This is a genomic window from Actinoplanes sp. CA-252034, assembly GCF_050956125.1.
Lineage (GTDB): Bacteria > Actinomycetota > Actinomycetes > Mycobacteriales > Micromonosporaceae > Actinoplanes.
Window position 1 is genome coordinate 3,091,901 of record NZ_CP191846.1, and the last position, 21,166, is coordinate 3,113,066.

General features: G+C 71.4%; 21 protein-coding genes. 6 read left to right on the top strand and 15 right to left on the bottom strand.

Translation table 11 applies throughout. The annotated features are described in order from the left end of the window. The first annotated feature begins 139 nt into the window (after positions 1 to 139). Positions 140 to 2,209: a DUF4153 domain-containing protein gene (locus ACQPZW_RS13855; RefSeq protein WP_433795266.1), complete on the top strand. Its 2,070-nt coding sequence runs from the start codon at positions 140 to 142 to the stop codon at positions 2,207 to 2,209. 22 nt (positions 2,210 to 2,231) lie between these two features. On the opposite strand, the gene ACQPZW_RS13860 is transcribed toward ACQPZW_RS13855, so the two are convergent. Genes ACQPZW_RS13860 through ACQPZW_RS13870 form a run of 3 tightly spaced genes read right to left on the bottom strand, consistent with a single transcriptional unit; the run spans position 2,232 to position 4,318 of the window. Then, positions 2,232 to 3,224: an HTTM domain-containing protein gene (locus tag ACQPZW_RS13860; RefSeq protein ID WP_433795267.1), complete on the bottom strand. Its 993-nt coding sequence runs from the start codon at positions 3,222 to 3,224 to the stop codon at positions 2,232 to 2,234. Continuing rightward, positions 3,214 to 3,840, bottom strand: coding sequence for a DUF5819 family protein (locus tag ACQPZW_RS13865; protein WP_433795268.1), 627 nt, complete (start codon positions 3,838 to 3,840; stop codon positions 3,214 to 3,216). The genes ACQPZW_RS13860 and ACQPZW_RS13865 overlap by 11 nt, the downstream gene beginning before the upstream one ends. Positions 3,841 to 3,895: 55 nt before the next feature. Beyond that, complete coding sequence (locus tag ACQPZW_RS13870) at positions 3,896 to 4,318, bottom strand: thiol-disulfide oxidoreductase DCC family protein (protein ID WP_433795269.1); 423 nt, start codon at positions 4,316 to 4,318, stop codon at positions 3,896 to 3,898. 128 nt (positions 4,319 to 4,446) lie between these two features. Between ACQPZW_RS13870 and ACQPZW_RS13875 the strand changes: the two genes are divergently transcribed. Both ACQPZW_RS13875 and ACQPZW_RS13880 read left to right on the top strand, forming a co-directional pair. Next, positions 4,447 to 5,607: an FAD-dependent monooxygenase gene (locus tag ACQPZW_RS13875; RefSeq protein ID WP_433795270.1), complete on the top strand. Its 1,161-nt coding sequence runs from the start codon at positions 4,447 to 4,449 to the stop codon at positions 5,605 to 5,607. A gap of 10 nt (positions 5,608 to 5,617) precedes the next feature. Beyond that, a complete protein-coding gene (locus ACQPZW_RS13880; RefSeq protein ID WP_433795271.1) occupies positions 5,618 to 7,126 on the top strand; it encodes a hypothetical protein in 1,509 nt (502 codons plus the stop codon). Here ACQPZW_RS13880 and ACQPZW_RS13885 read toward each other — a convergent pair. From ACQPZW_RS13885 to ACQPZW_RS13900, 4 genes are all read right to left on the bottom strand, one after another. Further along, positions 7,090 to 7,908 (bottom strand): IclR family transcriptional regulator, encoded by an 819-nt coding sequence (locus ACQPZW_RS13885; protein ID WP_433795272.1) that lies wholly within the window; start codon positions 7,906 to 7,908, stop codon positions 7,090 to 7,092. The genes ACQPZW_RS13880 and ACQPZW_RS13885 overlap by 37 nt on opposite strands. A gap of 19 nt (positions 7,909 to 7,927) precedes the next feature. After that, positions 7,928 to 8,665, bottom strand: a complete 738-nt coding sequence (locus ACQPZW_RS13890; protein WP_433795273.1) for an SDR family oxidoreductase — start codon at positions 8,663 to 8,665, stop codon at positions 7,928 to 7,930. Beyond that, a complete protein-coding gene (kduI, locus tag ACQPZW_RS13895) occupies positions 8,662 to 9,462 on the bottom strand; it encodes a 5-dehydro-4-deoxy-D-glucuronate isomerase (RefSeq protein WP_433795274.1) in 801 nt (266 codons plus the stop codon). The genes ACQPZW_RS13890 and kduI overlap by 4 nt, the downstream gene beginning before the upstream one ends. A gap of 78 nt (positions 9,463 to 9,540) precedes the next feature. Next, positions 9,541 to 10,995: a sodium:solute symporter family protein gene (locus tag ACQPZW_RS13900; RefSeq protein ID WP_433795275.1), complete on the bottom strand. Its 1,455-nt coding sequence runs from the start codon at positions 10,993 to 10,995 to the stop codon at positions 9,541 to 9,543. 218 nt (positions 10,996 to 11,213) lie between these two features. Here ACQPZW_RS13900 and ACQPZW_RS13905 point away from each other — a divergent pair, with 218 nt between their 5' ends. Together ACQPZW_RS13905 and ACQPZW_RS13910 are read left to right on the top strand one after the other, a co-directional pair. Next, the gene (locus ACQPZW_RS13905; protein WP_433795276.1) at positions 11,214 to 11,405 is read left to right on the top strand and encodes a tautomerase family protein; all 192 of its coding nucleotides are present in this window, start codon (positions 11,214 to 11,216) and stop codon (positions 11,403 to 11,405) included. Positions 11,406 to 11,647: 242 nt separating this feature from the next. Continuing rightward, positions 11,648 to 12,295 carry a polysaccharide lyase family 7 protein gene (locus ACQPZW_RS13910; RefSeq protein ID WP_433797532.1) on the top strand — a complete coding sequence of 216 codons (648 nt, stop codon included), beginning with the start codon at positions 11,648 to 11,650 and terminating at the stop codon, positions 12,293 to 12,295. 28 nt (positions 12,296 to 12,323) lie between these two features. Here the strand turns inward: ACQPZW_RS13910 and ACQPZW_RS13915 are convergent, their stop codons facing one another. The 8 genes from ACQPZW_RS13915 to ACQPZW_RS13950 form a co-directional block, all read right to left on the bottom strand. Next, the gene (locus tag ACQPZW_RS13915) at positions 12,324 to 13,490 is read right to left on the bottom strand and encodes a 4-hydroxybenzoate 3-monooxygenase (protein ID WP_433795277.1); all 1,167 of its coding nucleotides are present in this window, start codon (positions 13,488 to 13,490) and stop codon (positions 12,324 to 12,326) included. A 71-nt stretch (positions 13,491 to 13,561) separates the two neighbouring features. After that, a complete protein-coding gene (locus ACQPZW_RS13920) occupies positions 13,562 to 14,548 on the bottom strand; it encodes a pectinesterase family protein (RefSeq protein WP_433795278.1) in 987 nt (328 codons plus the stop codon). Between the two features lie 104 nt (positions 14,549 to 14,652). After that, complete coding sequence (locus ACQPZW_RS13925; RefSeq protein ID WP_433795279.1) at positions 14,653 to 15,576, bottom strand: GNAT family N-acetyltransferase; 924 nt, start codon at positions 15,574 to 15,576, stop codon at positions 14,653 to 14,655. 111 nt (positions 15,577 to 15,687) lie between these two features. Continuing rightward, positions 15,688 to 16,302: a GTP-binding protein gene (locus ACQPZW_RS13930; protein WP_433795280.1), complete on the bottom strand. Its 615-nt coding sequence runs from the start codon at positions 16,300 to 16,302 to the stop codon at positions 15,688 to 15,690. Beyond that, complete coding sequence (locus ACQPZW_RS13935; protein WP_433795281.1) at positions 16,280 to 16,750, bottom strand: DUF742 domain-containing protein; 471 nt, start codon at positions 16,748 to 16,750, stop codon at positions 16,280 to 16,282. The genes ACQPZW_RS13930 and ACQPZW_RS13935 overlap by 23 nt, the downstream gene beginning before the upstream one ends. Then, complete coding sequence (locus tag ACQPZW_RS13940) at positions 16,747 to 17,196, bottom strand: roadblock/LC7 domain-containing protein (RefSeq protein ID WP_433795282.1); 450 nt, start codon at positions 17,194 to 17,196, stop codon at positions 16,747 to 16,749. The genes ACQPZW_RS13935 and ACQPZW_RS13940 overlap by 4 nt, the downstream gene beginning before the upstream one ends. A 13-nt stretch (positions 17,197 to 17,209) precedes the next feature. Further along, positions 17,210 to 19,507: a sensor histidine kinase gene (locus ACQPZW_RS13945; protein WP_433795283.1), complete on the bottom strand. Its 2,298-nt coding sequence runs from the start codon at positions 19,505 to 19,507 to the stop codon at positions 17,210 to 17,212. Beyond that, positions 19,497 to 20,612, bottom strand: coding sequence for a hypothetical protein (locus ACQPZW_RS13950; RefSeq protein WP_433795284.1), 1,116 nt, complete (start codon positions 20,610 to 20,612; stop codon positions 19,497 to 19,499). The genes ACQPZW_RS13945 and ACQPZW_RS13950 overlap by 11 nt, the downstream gene beginning before the upstream one ends. Positions 20,613 to 20,977: 365 nt before the next feature. Here ACQPZW_RS13950 and ACQPZW_RS13955 point away from each other — a divergent pair, with 365 nt between their 5' ends. Continuing rightward, positions 20,978 to 21,142, top strand: a complete 165-nt coding sequence (locus ACQPZW_RS13955) for a hypothetical protein (RefSeq protein ID WP_433795285.1) — start codon at positions 20,978 to 20,980, stop codon at positions 21,140 to 21,142. Positions 21,143 to 21,166: the final 24 nt, after the last annotated feature.

The window sequence follows — 21,166 nt, forward strand, 5'->3', positions numbered from 1 at the left end:
CGTCCCAACGTAGACGTATTGGCGTGCGCGCCCTACAGTGTGCGCACCGATCGAACGAGGGGGTCCCGTGTCCGAGCCACCGGAGCAACGAAAACCGTCGGAAGCCGTGCCGGCCGCGGAGCCGCCGCAGCTTCTGGTCATGCCGTCGACCGACGCGATCCCGTCGATCGTCTGGCCGGGGGCGGACGGCGTGCCCGCATGGGCGATCCCGGTGCAGATCCCTTCCGGCACGCGGGGGTACGCGCTGTTCGTACCCATGGTGCCGGTGGCGTCGCCGCCGGACGGTGACGCGGCCACGGCAGCGCCGGCCGTCGCGATGAAGGCGCCCCCGGCCACCTCGCCGGCCGCGCCGTCACCCACCGTCAAGCCCGCCCCGGCGGCCCCGGCGAAGGCCGCCGACGTCGGACCGAAGGACGAACCGCGGGCTTCGGGCGAGGTGACCTCTGGCCCGGCCGACACGGGAGCGGCCGACCCGGGCGCCCCCGCCCGCTCCGGTCCGTCGGCCACGACCGAGCCGGCTCCGACCGACCCGACCACGACCGACCCGACCACGACCGAGCCGGCCACCACACCGAAGAGTGCCTCCGGGAACGCCGCCCCGCCCGCGTCGGGCGAGGCCACGCCCCCACCCGCGGACCGCCCCATCCCGGTCACCCGGATGGCGCCGCACCCGTTCGGGTCATACGAGCCGCTCCCGCCCTCCCGCTGGAAGCAGTTCCGGGAGAAGCACTGGCCCGGCCCGAAACCGGCCCGCGGTCGCGCCGTCCCCGCGGGCGTCCTGGCCGGCGCGGCCGGGTTCGTCGCGTTCCTGCCGCTGGGCCGGGTCGGCATCGGCTGGTTCCTGGCGGCGCTGACGCTGACCGCCGGTGTGGTCGTCGCGGTCCGGCGGGCGGGCGACATGTCCCGCACGGACCGGTGGACCCGGATCGTCTGGGCGGCCGCGGCGCTGGCGCTGCTGCTGGTCCCGGCGTTCCGGAACGCCTGGTGGCTGGTGACGTTCAGCGTGATCGGCGCCCTGGGTTGCGCCGCTCTGGCGATCGTCGGCGGCAGACAGGTCCGGTCGATCCTGTTCAGCCTGTTCGCGGCACCCTATGCGGCGCTGCGCGGTCTGCCCTGGGTGCGCGATCACCTGCAGGGGAGCAACCGCAACCCCGGAATGGCCCGGCGGGTGATCTTCTCGACGGCTCTGACGATCGTGATCCTGCTGGTCTTCGGTGGTCTCCTCTCCTCGGCGGACGTCGCGTTCTCCACGTTGCTCGACGGTCTGGTGCCGGACTTCGAGGGCGGCTCGATCTTCGAGTGGGTCTTCCTGGCCGCTCTCGGTGGGCTGCTGGCGGTCTCCGGCATCTACACCCTGTCGGCGCCTCCGGTGACGTCCGGCCTGGACACTCCGGGCCGGGGCCGGTTCGGGCTGGTCGAGTGGGCGCCCGCGTGTCTCGCGCTGGTGCTGCTGTTCGCCGGTTTCGTGGGTGTCCAGTTCACGGTTCTGTTCGGCGGGGCCGTGCACGTGCTGAAGACGTCCGGCCTGAGCTACGCCGAGTACGCCCGGAGCGGTTTCTGGCAGCTGGTGGCGGTCACGCTGCTGTCGCTGGCGGTGCTGGCCGCCCTGGCGCGCTGGGCCAGGCGTGAGGTCAAGGTGGAGCGGGTCGTGCTGCGGGTGCTGCTCGGCCTGCTGTGTGCCCTGAGCGTGGTGATCGTGGCGTCGGCGCTGTCGCGGATGTGGGCGTACCAGCGGGTCTACAGCTTCACCGGCGAGCGGATCTTCGTGATGTCGCTGGAGCTGCTGCTGGGTACGGTCTTCGTGATGATCGCCCTGGCCGGCATCCGCTGGCGTGGCCGGTGGATCCCGCAGACCACCGTGGGCCTGGCCGTCCTGATGCTGCTGGGCCTGGCGGTCCTCGACCCGGAGGGCTACGTGGCGAGCCGTAACGCGAAGCGCTACGAGGCGACCGGCAAGATCGACGCCTGGTATCTGCGGGCGCTGTCCGCCGACGCGACCCCGGCGCTGACCCGTCTGCCCGACCCGGTGCGCCGCTGCACCCTGAGCTGGATCGCCGACGAGCTGGAGCAGCCGGACCCCTGGTACGCGTGGAACCTGGGCCGGTCCCGGGCGCGTGCGGCCCTGAAGAGCCTGGGTCCGGGCGCGATCGGCAATCAGAAGGACTGCCGTCGCGCCGACCAGTTCGATCTGCCGAAGACACGCAACTGAACCCGGCGCGGGTCCGGCCCCGTCACGACGACGGGGCCGGACTCCGCCGGACGAGGCCGGCGGCCCACCGGTAGAAGCGGTCGGGCAGGAACACCGCGTCGTTGAGGACCATCACCGCGGAGAAGACCGGCAGGGCCATCAGGACCGCGATGCCGATGTGCATGCCGATCAGGACGGGCAGCAGGACGTACTTGAGCTTGCTGAACACGCTGAACGGGAAGGCGACCTGCACCAGCACGGTCAGATAGCAGGCGATCATGAGGAACGCCTGGTGGCCGTCGAGGAAGTCGGAGACGGCGGGCCACGGCCGGAACAGATCCTGTTTCAGTACGTAGTGCAGGGCCGTCCCGTCGCCCCATGTCTCGCCCTGCACCTTGTAGAGGCCGGCCGCCCCGTACAGGATGCACATCTGCGCCATGATCACGAACATCGCGCAGTTGTGCAGGACCGTGACCGTGAACTCGCGGAAGCCGCGGGCCGGGGCGTGCGTCCGGGCCCGGCGCGCGTCGAGGGACCACCGCCGCCCGCACGCCGTGAACACCAGGTACACGGCGATCAGGGCCATCAGGTTGTCGCCGCCGTTGCTCATCAGCACGTTGCGGGAGTAGAACGAGATCACCGCGACGGCGAACAGGACGGACAGCACCCGGGTCCGCCAGCCGAGCATGAAGAGCACGCCGACCAGGAAGAGCACGGCGTAGCAGAGCTCGAAGTAGGCGGGGTCGTCGGAGAGCGTGAAGACGCTGAACCAGCCGATCTCGTCGAACATCCGGCGCGCCAGGTCGGGTGTCCACGGCGCCTGGGGACCCCAGATCAGGTGCCGGTTCGGGAACTCGCGTACCAGGGTGACGAGGAAGAAGAACGCGTTGCCGATACGCAGGAACGCGGCGGCGTACAACGACAGGGGTTGCTCGGTCAGTCGCCGGTAGACCTCGTCGAAGAGCCGCCCGGCCGTCGCCCGCACCGGCTCGGTCTCCGGCGCCTGCGGCGGGCGGAGGGTCTGGTCAACTGCCATCGGAGGTCACATTCCACCAGGGCAGGAGCCTGGTATAGGGCTCGTCTTCGTCGGTCCGGGGCGTCCCGCCCGGCGCCGGGATCGGTTCCAGCACCACCCTCAGCCGGATCACCTGGAAGGGCTGCGGGCTGAGCTCGGCGAGCCGCCGCGCGGCGATGTTGCGCAGGTTCTCGGCGCGCAGCAGGGAGAACTCGTCGACCGAGACCTCGTCGTCGCCGTGCGCCGCCGCGTAGGCGTTCCAGGCGCGGTGCAGCATGCTCTGGTTCGTCCGGCTGGGGAAGGCGTTGTGGGTGACCGCGGCGTTGTCGACGGCGGTGATGTCGATCCAGTCGCTCGTCTCCCGCTCGCCGGCCGCGTTGGTCCACCCGCTGCGCGCGAAGATCTGCGTCCGGTGCGCCTCCGGGTTGGGGGCGAAGAGCAGCCAGTTCTGCTCGAAGTACGGGGTGATCCACGCGCCGATCTGGGCCTGGTAGCGCTGGGAGACCGGGTTCGGCGGGGCCACGTGCAGGAACAGCATCAGCACGTGGGTGAGGGCCGCGGCGGCGCACAGGCCGACGACGGCGCCCCTGATCACACGCTGCGGCTTCTCGCCGAGTTCTCCGTACCGTTGCCGCACGCCGGACTCCGCCTTCCAGACGAATTGGTGATTCGTCCTTATAACGGCGTGTCGGTCATTCGGTCGCGCTGCTCGCGGGAGGGAAGGCGCCGTGCTCGCCGGAGGGCGCCCGCCGCGCCTGCGGCAGCGAACACGCCGCGGTGCCGCCGGGCATCATGTGGCGGTGCTCGGACACCCAGCGGTAGACCGGCCAGGCCGCCAGCCGCACCGGCGCCCAGCCCAGCGCGGCCCCGGCCACCCGCCACAGGCGCCCGGCGTCCTTCAGGAGCAGCGCGAACGCGTCCGGCCCGGCCGCGCGGCGGTCGCCGACCCACTGCACCGCCTGCTCGCACTGCTCCGACGTGAGCTCGAGGGCGCCCAGATCGGCGAACTGCCACGGGACCAGCCGGGCGCGAGTGGGGATCCGGCGCTCGATGAACCGGGCGCAACTGCTGCAGAAGGCGCAGTCTCCGTCGTACACGAAGGTCGGCATGGTCATGATGGGAAGTTTATCCCTTTAGGAGGTGAATAAGGTACGTCCGGAGGGCGCGTGACGTCCGGCCGTACGGCGTACCCCTGGAGGAGCAGGCGCGCCCCCGGACGATCACCACGCCTTACAGTCACCGCATGGGCGAGCGGAGCGCGGCGATCATCGGCGGCGGCATCGGCGGGCTGGCGGCCGCGGTGGCACTGCGGCGTACCGGCTGGCACGTGACCGTGTACGAGCAGGCGCCCGCGTTCACCGAGGTCGGCGCCGGCATCTCGCTGTGGCCGAACGCGCTGCACGCCCTCGACCGCCTGGGCCTGCTCGGCGAGGTGCTGAGCCGGGCCGAGAAGGAGACCGCCGGTGGCGCGAAGGACCGGCACGGCCGCTGGCTGACCCGGGTTACCTCGGACGAGCTGGAACGGCGGTTCGGCCTCCCGGTCGTGGTCCTGCACCGGAGCCGGCTGCTGGAGGCGCTGCTCAGCGCCCTCCCGGCGGACGTGTTGCGCCCCGGCGAGCAGGTGACCGACGTGCCGGAAGCCGATCTGGTGGTCGCCGCCGACGGCCTGCGCAGCACCGTCCGTGCCCGGTTCTGGCCCGGCGTACGCCCGCGCTATGCCGGTCACACCGCCTGGCGGATGGTGACCCGGCCGCTGCCGACGCTGCCCGAGGGCGCGGTGGTGTGGGGTCGCGGCGAGCGTTTCGGGTACGCGCCGATGCCGGGCGGCACGGTCTACTGCTTCGGCACCGCGACCGTGCCCGAGGGCGGATCGTCCGGTGACGAGCACGCCGAGGTGCTGCGCCGCTTCCGGAGCTGGCCGGAGCCGGTGCCGGCGCTGCTGGACGCCGTCGCGCCGGAGGCGGTGCTGCGCCACGACCTCTACGACCTGCCACCGCTGCCGTCGTTCGTCCACGGCCGGACGGTTCTGCTCGGCGACGCCGCGCACGCCATGACCCCCAGCCTCGGCCAGGGCGGATGCCAGGCGCTGGAGGACGCGGTGGTGCTGGCCGACTGCCTGACCGAAGCCGGGCTTGCCACCCGCGGCGAGCCCGCAACGCGCGGCGAGCCCGCAACCCGCGCCGGGGCGGCGGCCGGGGACCGTGGTGTGGCGGCCGGGCTCGCCCGTTACGACGCTCTGCGCCGCCCCCGCACACAGGCGATCGTCACCCGCTCGGCCAGGCTCAACACGATCGGGCAGATCGCCTGGCCGCCCGCCGCCGCGGCGCGTGATCTGCTGGTCCGCCTGGTGCCGGCCGCGGTGGTGCTGAGGGGCATGACATCGGTGATCGGCTTCCGCGTGTGATCATGTCCGCGTGCCGGACTGGACGTATCACCCCCTGCGCCCGATCACCGCGCGTCTGCTGGGCCCCCGCCGATCCGAGCGTGCGGCGTTGCGCCTGCTGGCCACCCTGACGTCCGGCCCGGCCGGGGCACGGGCGGTGGCGGCCACGTTCGCCCATCCGGTGGCGCCGCCCGAGCTGGCGGGCCGACTGGGCGCCACGGTCCCGGTCCGGCACGCCCGCGACGCGGTTCGGGCACTGCCCGTACAGGGCGCCGGGTTGATCGAGGTCGGCCCGGTGACCATGGCGGACGTCCCGGCCGTGCGGGACGCCGCGACGGGACGCCGGTGCCCGGTGTGGGCCCGGACCGCCGATCCCGAGGTGGCCACCGCGCTCGCGCCGTACGTCGACCGGGTCGTCACCGCGGACGACGGCATCATTCGGCTCACCGACCCGGACATCGAGGTGGCGCGGCGTGCCCTGGCCGGCCGGGACGTCGTGGTCCTGGCCGCCCCGGCGGTCCTGGTCGCGGCCGGGCCGGGCTGGTTCCAGCGGGTCATCGAGGCGGAGACGCCGACCGGGCCGGTGCCCGGTCCGCGTGACGCCGGCTCCGACCCGCGCCGCTGGCCGGCATGGGTGTGGGGCCTGCTCGTCGGGCTGGGGATGATCGGTGGCGGCACCGGCGCCGCCCTGATCACGCTGGGGCCGGTGCTGCTCTGGTACGACAACGCCTACCTGGGCATGCGACGCGAGCAACTGGCGGCGCTGAACGAGCGCCTGGTCCCGTTCCTGCAGCACGACCGGATCACCATGGCCGGCACGATGATCGCGATCGGGATCCTGTACACGGGGCTGGCCTGGGGCGGTCTCCGGCAGAACTGGCCGTGGGCCCGCCGATCGCTGCTGGTGTCCGGCGCGGTCGGCTTCCCCAGCATCCTGTATTTCCTGGGCACGGGTGGTTTCGTCGAGCCGCTGCACGCCGCGGTCACGATCGTGCTGGCCCCGATGTTCGTGCTGGCGGTGGCCCGGCCGCCGGGCACCCCTCGATGGAGACTGCTCCCGGACGGGCCCGAGCCGGAGCGCCGCCGGGCCCTCACCGGCCAGCTCCTGATGATCGTGACCGGGGTGGGCCTGCTGACCGGTGGCGTGGTCGTGTCGACGGTCGGCTTCACCGACGTCTTCGTCGCCACGGATCTGGGCTTTCTCCGTACGCACGCCGGGCACCTGATCGAGGCGAACCCGCGCCTGCTGCCGTTCGTGGCTCACGACCGCGCCGGTTTCGGCGGCGCGCTGATCTCGGCGGCGCTGGCCATCACCACCCTGAGCATGTGGGGCTGGCGGCGGGGCAGCCGCTGGGTGTGGTGGACGCTGGCCGGTTCCGCCGCGGCCGGTTTCCTGCCCGCCGTGGCGGTGCACATGGTGATCGGCTACACCGACGCCGTGCACCTGGCCCCGGTCTACATCGGGATCGCCCTGACCGTCGCGGCGCTCACCCTGTCGCGCCGTTACCTGTGCGCGAGGCCGGGAGTGGGATCGTCGTAGCCGCTACGCAGCATCGGCGGTGTGACCGTGGTGGGCTCGGTCGCGCCGAGGGCCGCCGACACCCGGCGGGCCGCGGCGATCACCTCGCCGGCACTCGCCTCCAGGCCGGCCATGTCCATGTCGAGCGCCAGGGTGGAGACGGAGATGCCGCCGAGGACCTGCCCGGTGTGGTCGAAGACGGCGGCGCCCACACAGCGGATGCCCGGCTCGTTCTCCTCGTCGTCGATCGCGTAGCCGAGCGCCCGCACCCGGGCCAGGTGGGTGAGCAGGTCCTCCTCACTGGTCAGCGTGTTGGGCGTGCGCTGCGGCAGCCCGGTGCGGCGGCTGATCGCCTGCACCTCGGAGTCGCCGAGCTCGGCCAGGATCGCCTTGCCGATGGCGGTCGTGTGCAGGGTGAGGCTCATTCCGACGCGGGACGGCATCTGGTACGGACGGCGCCCCTCCTGCTTGTCGACATAGACCGCCTCGTCGACGCTGCGGATCGCGAAGTGGGTGGTGAAGCCGGTGGCCTCGCACAGGGCACGCAGCGCGCCGGACGCCTGCCGGGCCGGGTCGAACCGGTGCATGACCCGTCCGGCCAGGGTGAGGATCCGCGGCCCGGGCTCGTAGCTGCCCAGCCCGTCGGGGCGGGCGAAGCCCCAGGTGACCAGGGACTGCAGGATGCGGTGCACGGTCGACTTGGAGACACCGGTCGCCGCGGCGATGTCGGTGACGCGGTGATGCTCGGCCAGCGCCTCGAGCACCGCCAGTGTCTTGTCGATGGAACTGCCTTCCCTGACCACCGGCTCAGCCTACTGGGCGCTATCGGGCCAGCCAGCCGCCGTCGACGGCCAGGACGTGCCCGTTGACGTAGTCGGCGGCGGGGGAGGCGAGGAAGACGACCGCGCCGGCCACGTCGTCGGGCCGGCCCCAGCGCCCGGCCGGGATCCGCGACCTGATCTCCGGTTCGCGGACCGGGTCGGCGCGCAGCGGCGCGGTGTTCTCGGTGGCGATGTATCCCGGGGCGACCGCGTTGACCTGCACCCCACCGGCGGCCCACTCACAGGCCAGCGCCCTGGTCAGCCCGGCGACGCCGTGTTTCGCCGCGGTGTAGCCGGGCACCTGCACGCCGCCCTGGAAGGAGAGCATCGACGCCACCGAGATGATCTTCCCGTGACCGCGGGCCAGCATCCGCACGCCGAGCACGCGGCTGAGCTGGAACACCGCGTCCAGGTCGACGCCGAGGACCGCGCGCCAGTCGTCGAACGGGTGCTCGGCGGCCGGGGCGCGTCTGATGATCCCGGCGTTGTTGACCAGGATGTCCACCTCCGGCAGCCCGGCTGCGGCGGCCGGGATCGCGGCGGTGTCGGCCAGATCGCACACCCAGCGCGTCACACCGGCGCCGGCCCTGCGGACCTCCTTCTCGACGTCGTCGAGGTCGTCGGTGCGGCCGTGCAGCACCAGGTCGGCGCCGGCCCGCGCCAGCGCCACCGCGACGGCCCGCCCGATGCCGCCGCGCGATCCGGTCACCAGGGCGGTCCGCCCGGCAAGCGAGGTCACCGCAGCTCGCCGATCGCCACGGGCTCCATGTCGTCGTACGCCTGGTTCTCGCCACCCATCGCCCACACGAAGGCGTAACTGCGCGTGCCGAAACCGCAGTGCACCGACCAGTAGGGGGAGATGACCGCCTGCTCCGGCGCGACGATCAGGTTGCGGGTCGCGTCCGGGCGTCCCATCAGGTGCACCACCCGGTCGGTCGCCGGCAGGCCGAAGTAGAAGTACACCTCGGTGCGCCGCTCGTGGGTGTGGCACGGCATGGTGTTCCACATGCTGCCCGGTTCGAGCACGGTGACGCCGAGCACCAGCTGGCAGCTCTGGATGCCCTTGAGGTGGATGAACTTGTAGATCGTCCGCTCGTTGGAGCCCTCGGGCGAGCCGAGCCGCACCGGCTCCGCGTCGTCCAGCGTCGCCTTGACCGTGGGGTGTTCGGTGTGCGCCGGGGTCGAGACCAGGTAGAACCGGCCGTCGAAGCTCACCTGCCGGGCACCGCGCCCGACGTAGAGCACCTCCTTGGCGGCCAGCTCGTGCCGTGTCCCGTCCACGGTGACGGTGCCGGGGCCGCCGATGTTGACCACGCCCAGCTCCCGGCGCTCCAGGAAGAACTCCGATCGCAGCGGGTCGGGACAGGGCAGATCGGCCGTCCCTGCCACGCCACCGATCACGAGCCGGTCCTCGTGGGAGTAGGTCAGCCGTACCTCTCCCGGGTTGAAGAGGTCCTCCACCAGGAACCGTCCGCGCAGCCGGTCGGTGTCCATGCTCGCCACCTGGTCGGGGGCGGTGGCGGGTCGTGAGTCCATCAGCGTTCCTCTCTGTCGGGCGGCCGGGTCCGGCCGGGGTGAGCGGCGAGGCGCCAGGCCTCGCCGCTCAATCGCCGGTCACGCCGCCGAGACCCGTTTCGGCTCCTCGGCGGGGTCGGTCTCGAGTGAGTCGATGAGGGTGTCGCGATCGGCCGTGCGCTCCGGCTTGAGCAGGCCGATCGCCACGTACAGCACGAGCGACGTGACCAGCGGGACGCCGACGACCATGGTCTGGCTGGTCTCCTCCAGGATCCACTTGACCACCACCCAGACGCCGAGACCGGCCGCCCAGGAGACGATCGCGGCGGTCGGGCCGCTGCGCCGGAACCACGGGAGCAGGCCCAGCATCAGCGGGATCGAGATCGGGCCCATGGTCGCGGCGACCAGGTCGACCACGATCTTCAGGACCACTCCCTGCCCTTCGGTGCTGATCGCGATGACCATGCTGATCACCACGAAGGTGAACGTGGTGACCCGGGCGAATGTCAGCTCGGCCCGTTCGCTGAGGTTGCGCACCGCCCGGACCAGCACCGGCGCGATGTCCCGGGTGACCACCGACGAGATCACGTTGGCGTCCGAGGAGACCATCGCCATGGTGTGCGAGAAGAATCCGGCCAGCACCAGGCCGATCACGCCGGGCGGCAGCAGGGTCTTGGCCAGCTCGACGTACGCCTGCTCGGCGTTGGCCAGGCCGGGCACGATCAGCGGCGCCGCGAACATCGGCATGAACAGGATCAGCGGCCAGATCAGCCACAGCCCGCTGGACAGCAGGGCGGACCGTTTCGCCGCCGAGCCGGAGGGCGCGGCCATGTAGCGCTGCGCCAGGTTCCACATGCCGCCGTTGTACTCGAACGTCTTGATGAAGAGCAGGGCCAGGAAGAATGTCGTGGTGTACGGCCCGCTGAACGGATCGCCGCGTCCCGCCGGCAGGTCGTCCCACATGGTCCACAGTGCCGGGATCCCGCCGAGGTGGCTCAGGAACGCGATGAACATGGCGATCCCGGCGAAGGCCTGGATGACGAACTGCCCGAAGTCGGTGAGCACGTCGGCCCAGAGCCCGCCGAGCGTGATGTAGGCCAGCGTGACGACGCCGGTGATCAGGATGCCCCAGATGATCGGCACGCCGGCGAACCCGCGCAGCAGGATCGAGATGGCCACCCACTTGGCGGCGATGTCGACCACCTTGAGCAGGGCGCCGCTGTAGGCGAGCGCCTGCTGGGTGGGGACGTTGTAGCGGCGGGCCAGGTACTCCAGCGGGGACGCCACCCCGTGCTTGGAGCGCAGCCGGTTCCATCGGGCCGCGAAGACGAAGGCGCCGATGCCCACGCCGATGCCGATCGTGAGGGCCCACCAGACGTACATGGCGAGGCCGTAGTTGTAGGCGACGGCTGCGAAGGCCACGAACATGACAGCGCTGTAGCCGGACATGTGATGCGAGATGCCGGCCAGCCACCAGGGGATCCGGCCCCGTGCGGTGAAGAAGTCGGCGACGTTGTGGACGCGGCTCTTGGCCCACAGGCCGATACCGACCATCACCAGGAAGTATCCGCTGAGTATTGCCCAGTCGAGCGCGGTCACGTGAGCTCCCCTCCGGTGCATGACACGCGTTACAGGGATGTTTCGAGGGATGTTCTGCTACACGGAACGGCTTGTCAATACATGGAACACAATGAGGGCAGTCTATGCGAGAAGCCTTGACGGCGTTCCGTGTAACGGGACAATGTTCCTGTCTACGGAATCGAGGAGGGTTCATGCCCAACATCACCGTCGAACTGCTGTCCGGTCGCACCCTCGACCAGCGGCGCGAGTTCGCCGAGGCCGTCACCGCCGCGGCGGTCGACATCCTCAAGGCCAAGCGGGCCTCGGTGCGCATCCGCTTCGACGAGATCGAGCGGGCGGACGTGGCCAACGGCGGCGTGCTGGAGTCGGACCGGGGTGCTTGAGGAGATTTAAGGTTCCGGAACCGAGGGATTCTTGTCCGTCGATAGTAAGACTGGTTATCTGTTAACCGTCTTGCCGATTCCCCCGACGGTAACGAGGTCATCCCCATGCGACGACGCACCGTACTAGCCATCTCCCTGTCCACCGCCGCGGCGGGCGCTCTCGGCGCCCTCGGCATCGGCAGCGCCTCCGCCGCGGCGCTGGACCCGGCCCTGCCTCCGGGCGGCAACTTCGACCTGTCGGTCTGGTCGCTGCAGCTGCCCACCGGCTCGCCGGGCAGCCCCGACACGATCCCCCGGCGCAGCTCAAGGGCGCGAACGGCTACTCGAACCCGTCGTTCTTCTGGACCGACAAGAACGACGGGTCGATGACGTTCTGGGCGCCGGAGAAGGGCGTCACCACACCCAACTCGAAGTACGCGCGGTCCGAGCTGCGCGAGATGAACCCCAACGGCAGCGCCGCGAACTGGACGCTGGCCGGCAACCACACACTCAGCGCCCAGCTGCGGATCGTCTCGGTGACGAAGAACGTCGCCGTCGGGCAGGTCAAGCTCGGCACCGGCGGCACGTCCACCAAGCCCCTCGCCGAGCTCTACTACCGCCCGAACGGTGACATCTACCTCGGCACCCAGAACTCACCCGACGCCAGCGGCCAGACCCTGCACAAGGTCGGCACCGTGGCGCTCGGCGTGAAATGGACCTACGTCATCAACGTCAACGGCAACCGGATCAACCTCACCATCAACGGTACGACCACCTCGTACACGATCCCGTCGGCGTTCAACCCGTACCGCCAGTACTTCAAGGCCGGCTCGTACAACCAGTCGTCCTCGGAGAGCACCAGCAACGGGGCGAAGGTGAAGTTCTACAGCCTCACCGTGAAGCACAACTGACCCGGCGGCCGGCGCCGGGGCGCCCCGCTCAGGGGAGGACCTCGGTGCCGGCCATCAGATCGGCGAACGCGGCGGCCGCCAGCGGCGAGCGGAACAGGCGATCGAGGCGGGCCAGGGCCAGCTTGCGGCGGAACGGGCCGGACCGCGAGTCGTCGCCCGCGTCGTGGACCATCTCGGCATACCACCGGGAGAACTCCTGGTAGTCCCACGTGCGCCGCAGGCAGACGTCGGAGTACTCGTCGAGCCCGTCACCGTCGATGATCGCCCGGGCCAGCACGTACGCGTCGGCGATCGCCAGGTTCATCCCCTTGGCGCCCATCGGGGTGATGATGTGCGCGGCGTCGCCGACCAGGAACATCCGGCCGTACGACATCGGCTCGGCCACGAAGCTGCGCATCTCCACCACCTCGCGGCCGGTGATCGCGCCCGCCGGCAGGTCCTCGTCGCCGAGGCGCTGTCGCAATTGGCTCCACGTGTGCTCGTCCGGCCACTGCCGGGGGTCCTCGCCCGGCTGGTACTGCAGGTAGAACCGGCTGGCCCGCGGCCCTCGGGCGAACTGGGCGGCGAACCCGTGCCGGCTGACGGCCATCAACGGGTACTGCGGCGGCGGTGAGTCGGCGAGCACCGTGTACCACCCGATGCCGTGGTCGAGGGAGTAGGTGGTCAGCGCCCCGTCCGGGATGCTGCGCCGGCTCACCCCGTGGAAGCCGTCGCAACCGGCCACATACTCACCGGTCAGCTCGTGCTCGCCGCCGTCGGCGTCCCGGTAGGTGACCCGCGGCCGGTCGCCGTCGAGGTCGTGCGGGGTCACGTCGAGCGCCCCGAACCGCAGGTCGCCGCCGCCGCCGAGGAACGTGCCGATCAGGCGCTGGACCAGCATCTGCTGCGGGACCAGGCGGCTCGGGCGGCCGCCCGCCAACGCCGGGACGTCGAGCAGCCGGGGCACACCGTCGATGCGGATCTCCAGAAGCGTCTCGACCGGCCCGCCGCCGGAGACCGGGCCGTCGAGGCCGAACTCGGCGAAGATCTCGCCGGCGCGATGATCGATGACGCCGGCCCGTTGACGCCCCTCGACGTACGCCCGGTCGCGCGCCTCCAGGACCACGCAGCCCACGCCGCGCCGCTGCAGGAAGTTGGCCAGCGACATCCCTGCGGGCCCCGCCCCGATGATCACGACCGTGGTGTCCGCCGGCATCGCGCCTCCTCGTCTGCGGTCGGAATCCTCGGTGGACGATCCTAGAGGCGGATGCCAGCGGACAGATCGTCCTACTGGACCGGGTTCCAGCCGTCCGCACCCGCTAGGTACTTCTGCGCGGTGTGGTTGGCGGCCGTGGACGCGCTCATCTGCGGGCGATCCGAGGTGCCGGTGCTCGCGCCCGCACCCGTGTTGGCGTACTCGTTGAACCGGCACGTCTTCCACGACCAGCCGCTCATGTCCTGCCAGGCGCCGGCCTGGCGGACGTGCGCGCCGATCGTCGACTCGCGCACGAGCACCTGCCCGATCGCGTCGGACGCGTTCCCGGCGTGCCAGCAGCGGCCCAGCGCCACGGTCCGGGCGGCGGCCGAGCTCTTCAGGGTCGAGCGGGTGATCAGGATCCCGTACGGGTTGCCGTCGTCGGTGGCGGCTGCCGTGATGTAGCCGTTGTTCGAGGTGCTGCCGATGTTGAGCGACTCGATGGTCGTGCTGTCGATGACCACCGCGCCGTTGCCGTAGATGAAGTCGACCGCGCCGGAGATGTAGGACTTGTAGACGTACTGCCGGATCTGGGACGAGCCGGTGCCGCCCCACGACAGGAACGTGTCCTGGTAGCCCTTCATCTGCACGTTGCGGTAGACCTGCCGGTCGCCGGCGGCGTAGAGAGCCAGGGCCTGACTGCCCGCGCCGTACGTGTTCTGCATGGTCAGGCCCTTGATCGTGCTGTTCGGGGCGAGATTGTGGACGGTGGCGCTGCCCGCGGTCCCGGCGGTCGACTGCGGCTTGTTCCCGGTGATGATCACGTCGCCGGAGTTGCCGGTCGCCCCCTGCAGGGTGATGCCGGACTTGCTCGCCGGGATCTGCACCTGCCCCTGGTAGGTGCCGGCCTTGATGGTGATCACCCCACCGGCCGACGACGCGGCGACCGCGGCCTGGATCGTGGTGTAGTTCCCGGACCCGTCGGCGGCGACGGTGAACGAGGTGGCGGCGCCGGCCGGCTCGGGGACCGCGATCAGCGCCGCCGCGAGAGCCACGGCGGCAGTGACGGAGCGTTGCATGGGGGACGTCCTTTCCTCACCAGGTCGTTACATGGGGGATACGACCTGTAGGTAAGCGCTTTCCTGCCTGACCCGTCCGAAGCTAGGCCCGACATAGTCGAGTGTCAATGAAGAGGAAGCAGGGGCAGGACGTCGCCGCGGCGGCTCTCGGTCAGAAGGCGACCCAGCCGGCCATCGTCGTCGCGGAGCGGGCTGCCCTCCTGCCGGGTGAAATAGCGCTCCAGGAAGTCCGCGACGATCGCGCTCCGGATCCGGTCCGCGGACGGGCTGACCGCCTCGTCCACCTCGACCACCAGGAGCAGCAGGCCACCGAGACGGCCCGCGCCCGGAGCCAGCTCGGGCATCAGATAGGGAAGCGGCAGGCGGCGCGCACCGAACCCGGCATAGAGTCGCAGCCGCGCGTCGTCATCACCGAAGTCGCCGCCCTCCGGCCCACCGCTGCCGCCGTCGGAAGCCGTGCCCCCGGTGCCGGCCGCGCGGTCATGAGGGTCCGTGTCTCCGGCGACCGGTTCGCCGTCGTGGGGGTTCGTGCCTTCGGTGCCCGCCTCGCGACCGTGGGAGTTCGTGCCTTCGGCCCCTGGTTCGTGACCGTGGGAATCCGGGTCGCCCGCCTCGCGACCGTGGGGGTTCGTGCCTTCGGCCCCTGGTTCGTGACCGTGGGAATCCGGGTCGCCGGCCTCGGCGAAGACCACGTGCGGCCGCAACTCGGCGCGCCATCGCGGTGCGGCCTCGGCGATGAGCCGTCGTCCGATCCCGCTGCCGCGCAGATCGGGCCGGACGGCGAAATAGCAGAGCAGCGCGGCCCGAATGTCGGCGAACCACTCCAGGAACAGCGCGCCCACCGGTTCCCCGTCCGGCGTGACCGCGATCGCCCCGCGCAGTTCGTCGGCGGCCAGCACCCGCCGCAGCCGAGCCGGCGGCTCCCGTTCGGCGGCCACGAAACCAGGAGCGATAACCGTGTCGTACAACCTGGTCAGCGTCTTGTCGTCCGATTCACCGTCGAGAAATCGGATCGAGACCTCTGCCACGATGAGTCGCCTCCCCGGCCGTCGCTGAAGATCGACTCTACAGTGGATCGTCAAGCGGCCTGAGCTGGTTCCAGCTCAGAGAGCCGGCGCCTCCCCGGTGGGTGAGGTGGGTCAGGTCGACTCCGCCCGGGCGGCCCTGTTCAGTGCCTGTTCCAGGACCAGGAGGAGCGCGTCCCGTACCGAGGCGCGTTTGCGGGCGTCGAAGGTGGCGATCGGCACCCGGTCGTTGACGGCCAGGGCCCAGCGCACCTCGGTCAGGTCGTGGGCGACGTGTCCGTGGAACTCGTTGACCGCTACGGCGAACGGCAATCCGGCCCGCTCGAAGTAGTCGACCGCCTGGAAGCAGTCGTCGAGCCGGGAGCTGTCCACCACCACGAGCGCGCCCAGGGCGCCGCGGACCATGCTGTCCCACATGAAGCCGAAGCGGTCCTGGCCGGGTGTGCCGAAAAGGTAGAGCTTGAGGCTCCGGTCGATGGTGACGCAGCCGAAGTCCATGGCGACCGTGGTGGTCGTCTTGGTGCTCTGGTCGCGGGGCCGGTCGACGCCGATGGCCACCGCGGTCATCTCGGCCTCGGTGGTCAGCGGGGCGATCTCCGAGATCGAGCCGACCGTGGTCGTCTTGCCGACGCCGAAGCCGCCGGCCACGATGATCTTGACGGGGATCGGCGGGCCCTCCCGGGCCGGGCCGTTCGTCGCCGGTACGTCAGGAAAGTGCGCGTAGTCCATGCATCACTCGCAGGATGGTGTCGGAGGACAGCGGGCTCAGGGTGTCCGTGATGTGCACGTCGAGGTATCCGGCGGCGCGCAGATCGGCGACCAGGATCTTGGTGACGCCCAGGTGCAGGCCCAGCCGTGCCGAGATCTCGGCGACCGAGATCGGCTCGACGCACAGCTCGACCATCGCCTGCATCTCCGGCCCGAGCGAGGCCAACGGCGGCCGGCCCGCGCGTGGGTCGTACGGCCGGAGGGTCACCTGGGTCTCGACGTCGATCTCGTGGTCGACCGCGTTGACCCGGCCGGACGTCAGGACGAACGGCCGCAGGGAGGCGGAGTGGCCGGCCGCGGGCCGGCTCGGGGACCCGGTCGGCGCGGCGCCGGGCGGGTTGGCCCGCAGGTAGGGCGGGATCCTCCCGAACGGCTCGGGACCCGGTGTGCCGCGCGGGTCGTCGTTCAACTCTGGGCTGCGCTTTTCAGTTCGGCGATCAACCCCGGCGTGAGCGACGCGCCGGCCCGGGCCCCGAAGAGGGTCATCTCGTAGGCCACCGTGCCGAGGTTCGCCGACCGGCTCGCGACGACGCCCAGCTGCGATCCCCGGCTGATGGTGGTGATCACCAGGTAGCCCTCGGCGATGTCGACCACGACCCGGTTCAGCGCGCCGAGCCGGTACCACTCGGAGGCGCCCGCCGCGAGACTGGCCATCCCGGAGACCACCGCCGCGAGACGGTCGGAGTCGGCCCGTTCCCGTTTCGACGACCGGGCCATGAGCAGCCCGTCCGAGGAGACCACGACGGCCTCCTGCACCCCGGACGTACGGGTGGCGAACGAGCCGAGGAGCCAGTTGAAGGTCTTCACCTCGGCGCTGAGATCCGTGGTGCCGTGGTGCGTACGGATGGTGTCCATGGTGGTGCCTTCTTCACTGTCGGTGGGGGGTTGTGGTGTCGTGGAGCGCCCGGGCCACGCCCGACTCGAGCTGTTCGACGAGGAGGCGGGCAGCGTCCGCGTCGGTGTCGGTCAGTCGCGCGGCGATGGCGGGCCGGTCGACGGGCTCCACGGACAGGTGCGACCCCGGTATCCGCCGCCGCAGGCCGTTCGGCGAAGCCGGCGCCGGTGGGGCCACCTCGGGCGGCGGGCCGGCCGGCAGCTGGCGGGCCACGTCGAACCCGTTCCAGGTGTGCGGATCGGTCATCACGTCGCTGACCCGCGAGATCGCCTCGCGGACATGGGACCGCCGGGAACCGTCGCCGTGCGGCACGGGCTCGGGCCGGTATGCGGCCGGAACGGTCACCGGGGCGGCGGTCTGTGGCGGCGCCCATTCGACCGCGACCGGCGTCCGCGGCGGAACCGGCTCGCCGACCAGTAGGTCACCGGCGAGCAGCATGCTGCCGAGGCTCACCCGGACGGTGACACCGCCGCCGGGGGTGTGCGACAGCTCGACGGTCAGGCCGTGCCGCCGGGCCAGCCGTCCCACCACGAACAGTCCCAGGACCTGGGTCGGGACCAGGTCGAGACGTTCGCGGTGGGCGATCCGGGCGTTCTCCTCGGCGAGCCGCTCGTCGGGCATGCCGATGCCGTGGTCGGCGATGGTCAGCCGGGCGCCGCTGGGCCCGCCCCGGGCGCTGACCGTCACCCGTGTGTGCGGCGGGGAGAAGCTCGTGGCGTTCTCCAGCAGCTCGCCGCAGATCAGCACCATGTCGCTGACCAGGGACGGCGCCACCAGCAGATCGAGCGGCACGTCCACGTCGACGCGGGTGTACTCCTCGATCTCGGCGAGGGCCAGGCGCACCGTGTCGACCAGCCGGACCGGTGTGGAGTGGCTCTCCTCCCGGTCGGCGCCGGAGATCACCACGAGACTGTCGGCGCTGCGGCGCAGCCGGTTGGAGATGTGGTCCAGCCGGTACAGCTTGGCCAGCCGGTCCGGGTCGGTCTCCTCGTTCTCCAACTCGTCGATCAGGTCGACCTGGCCGCCGACCAGGTTCTGGGTACGCCGTCCGATGTGGCCGAACATCTCCGCGACGTTGCGCCGGCTGAGCACCTGCCGCTCGACCAGCTGCGACGCGGTGCGCTGCACCCGGGCGAAGACCCGTGCCAGGTCACCGATCTCGTCCTGCGAGTCCAGGTCGAGCACTTCGAGCCGGACCGGTTCGGCGGTCTCGGCCTCGTCGTCGGCGATCCGCTGCAGCTCGGTCTCGCCGGCCTCGGCCACCCGCTCGGCCGCACGGCTGAGCCGGGTCAGCGGCACGGCCACCGCCCGGGCGACCGTGGCGACCAGCGCCAGCACCGCGAGCAGCACCAGGAGCACGAGGACGCCCATGCCGTACGCGATGGTCAGCTGTTCCCGCCGCTGCTCGGCGACCGCCGCGGTGACGTCGTCGACCACCCGTTTCTTGGCGAAGCCGCCGAGGACGCTGAACGACCGGAGCATCGGGAACAGCGTGGCGAGCGGCAGCCGGGCCATCGCGGCGGCCGGATCCTGCTGGAACCGGGCGTCGAAGTCGGCGCCGACCCGGTCCTGGAACGCGACCGCCACCAGGTCGTACAGTTCGCGCTGGCGCGGGGTGGCGAAGGCGGTGAAGCGGTCGACGTAGGTTCGCAGCCGCGCGCCCTCCTCGCGGTACTCGACGGCGTTGCGTGCGACGTCGCCGGCGGCCATCAGCGCGAGCAGCATGTTGCCGTCGTTGGTCGACTCGTCGATGCGCAGCAGGGCGTCCAGCGCGATCAGCTGTCGGCCGGTGTCGGTGCCGGCGTCGGCGCCCTCCGCCAGCGCGAGGGAGTCGATCATGCCGTCCAGCACGACGTCGAAGCCCTCGATCACATCGTCCGGCCGTGCCGTCCGGTCACGTACCCCCTGTCGGAGGTCCTCCAGCCCGGCGACCCGGCCCAGCTCGGCGCGCACCTCGTCCGGCAGGCTGTCGCCCAGGTCGCGCTGCACCTCACGGACCCGGTCGGTCACCGCGGCGGTCTGCAGGGCGAGGTCGTCGGCGTCCACCACCTCGAGCAGGAAGCCGACCGAGAGCAGCCGTTCGCGCTGCACGTCCTCCAGCAGGGGGCCGACCCGCCCGGCCACGGTGGCGACGGTGTCGATCTCGGTGGCCTTCGCGGCGTCGCTGACCAGGCCACGGATCGTCGGGACGACCAGTGCGACCATCGCCAGCAGCGGGATGATCACCAGTAGCGTCAGCTTGCCGCGGATACGGAGCCTGCTAAGGAACACTGATCCGCCTCCGTAGTGCGTGCTCCGGGTCGGCTGCCGCATGCGGCTCCGGCCACGGTGGCGCCGCTCGTCCGGGCCCCCGCGGCGGCCGGCCCGCGCGCAGCCGGGCCGTCAGGGCCAGCCCCGCGGGCGCGAGCGCCAGGAGCACCGAGATCACGAAGATCCCGACCGCGAGCAGGCGGCGCTGGTCGAGCGACGAGATCCGGTCGCTGAGCCCGAGGTCGATCTGGGTGAGCAGCGCCGCGGAGAGATCGGCCGCGGCGGCCTGCAACTCGTCGCGCCCCTGACCGACCTGCCCGGGGTCGACGCTGCCGCGCCCGGACAGCAGTGGTGTCACCAGCGGCAGCAGGTTGTCGACGGAGCGGTTGAAGCGGTCGAGCCGGCTCAGCAGTGCGCTGCCGAGGCTCTGACTGCCGGTGCCCTCGACCGCGAGCCGCACGTCGTCGGAGAGGTCCCGCGCGTTGCCGGCCAGGGCGGAGGCCGCCGTGTTGATGTCGATGAGCGTCGAGGCCCGGTCGGTCGCGGACAGCCCGGGCAGGACCACCAGCAGGTTGGTGTACTCGGCGGCCGCCACGATGCTCTCCGGCAGCTCCTGGGCGGCGCCGTCGCCGAGGTAGTAGAGATCGGCGGTCGGGTCACGGACCAGTTTGGAGCTGTTACGGACCTTGTCCATCAGGGCCAGCAGCAGGTCGCTGACCGTGCCGTACGCCGCGATGGTCTCCGGACCGCCGCCGCCGTCGGCCGGCAGGGACTCGATCTTGGCTCGCAGGCCGGCCCAGCGGTCCTGAGTGCTCAGCCGCTCGCCGAGCTCCCGGTCGACGGCGGCGACGGCGGCGACCGCCCTGCTCAGCTCCTCCGGTGGTGCGTCCTTGCCACCGACCGCGGCCGATCCCGCGTTGGTGAGTGCGATCTCCAGCGGGCCGAGCGCCTGGATGTACCGGACGCCGTCGCGTTCCAGGGCGGCGAACTCGGACTGCTCGTCGACCGACTGCCACACCATGACGAACAGCGCCGTCACCGACATGGCCAGGAGGATCGGAAGGAACAGCCGGATCGCGGCGCCGAACGGCCGGCCGCGCTGATGCTGGTGTGCCCTGACGGTCATCGTCACTCGCTTCCGGCCCGAGGAGGCCACCACAGGTTCGTCGAGAGAACGTACGACTGTGGGAGCGCGCGGAGTGACGGCGACTCGACCGATTGTCACGGCGCATCGGCCGATAGATGAAAACGTTCGGTTGCCAGTGAGGTTTGTCACTTTTCAAAAGATCATGGGAGGCGTACGGTGGCGCACCCGTCCCGCGGTCACGCGTGCCCGCGGTCAGACCCGGACGCCACGCCTGCCGGCCGCTGCCCCGGCGATGTCGGAGAACTCGTGCCGGAGGCGTCGCGGCGAGGCGGGAAGCGACCGGCTTGCCCGACCCCTGAGTGCGGCTTGAGGTTGCGCAGAGACGGCGGGGCCATCCTTCTCACATGACTTCTTCTCAGCTCAGCAACCCCGCCGCCGGTACCGCCGAGACGATGCCCGAGCCGGACATCCGGGCCCTGTGGGAGCCGCTTCTCCAGCTGCTCAACAGCTCCCCGGCCCAGGTCCCGGCGAAGGCCCCCGTCCGGCCCGTCCACCGGCCGACCCGCTGAACGCCTGCGGATGACCGCTTCCGG

What these genes read in the sequence shown, in the direction of transcription:
- ACQPZW_RS13915 (WP_433795277.1), bottom strand. Translation starts at nt 13,490, where the DNA reads ATGCCGGCGGACACCACGGTCGTGATCATCGGGGCGGGGCCCGCAGGG.
- ACQPZW_RS13950 (WP_433795284.1), bottom strand. Translation starts at nt 20,612, where the DNA reads ATGACCGTCAGGGCACACCAGCATCAGCGCGGCCGGCCGTTCGGCGCC.
- ACQPZW_RS13875 (WP_433795270.1), top strand. Translation starts at nt 4,447, where the DNA reads ATGGGCGAGCGGAGCGCGGCGATCATCGGCGGCGGCATCGGCGGGCTG.
- ACQPZW_RS13870 (WP_433795269.1), bottom strand. Translation starts at nt 4,318, where the DNA reads ATGACCATGCCGACCTTCGTGTACGACGGAGACTGCGCCTTCTGCAGC.
- ACQPZW_RS13930 (WP_433795280.1), bottom strand. Translation starts at nt 16,302, where the DNA reads ATGGACTACGCGCACTTTCCTGACGTACCGGCGACGAACGGCCCGGCC.
- ACQPZW_RS13860 (WP_433795267.1), bottom strand. Translation starts at nt 3,224, where the DNA reads ATGGCAGTTGACCAGACCCTCCGCCCGCCGCAGGCGCCGGAGACCGAG.
- ACQPZW_RS13855 (WP_433795266.1), top strand. Translation starts at nt 140, where the DNA reads ATGCCGTCGACCGACGCGATCCCGTCGATCGTCTGGCCGGGGGCGGAC.
- kduI (WP_433795274.1), bottom strand. Translation starts at nt 9,462, where the DNA reads ATGGACTCACGACCCGCCACCGCCCCCGACCAGGTGGCGAGCATGGAC.
- ACQPZW_RS13900 (WP_433795275.1), bottom strand. Translation starts at nt 10,995, where the DNA reads ATGGTCGGTATCGGCCTGTGGGCCAAGAGCCGCGTCCACAACGTCGCC.
- ACQPZW_RS13920 (WP_433795278.1), bottom strand. Translation starts at nt 14,548, where the DNA reads ATGCAACGCTCCGTCACTGCCGCCGTGGCTCTCGCGGCGGCGCTGATC.
- ACQPZW_RS13940 (WP_433795282.1), bottom strand. Translation starts at nt 17,196, where the DNA reads ATGGACACCATCCGTACGCACCACGGCACCACGGATCTCAGCGCCGAG.
- ACQPZW_RS13955 (WP_433795285.1), top strand. Translation starts at nt 20,978, where the DNA reads ATGACTTCTTCTCAGCTCAGCAACCCCGCCGCCGGTACCGCCGAGACG.
- ACQPZW_RS13905 (WP_433795276.1), top strand. Translation starts at nt 11,214, where the DNA reads ATGCCCAACATCACCGTCGAACTGCTGTCCGGTCGCACCCTCGACCAG.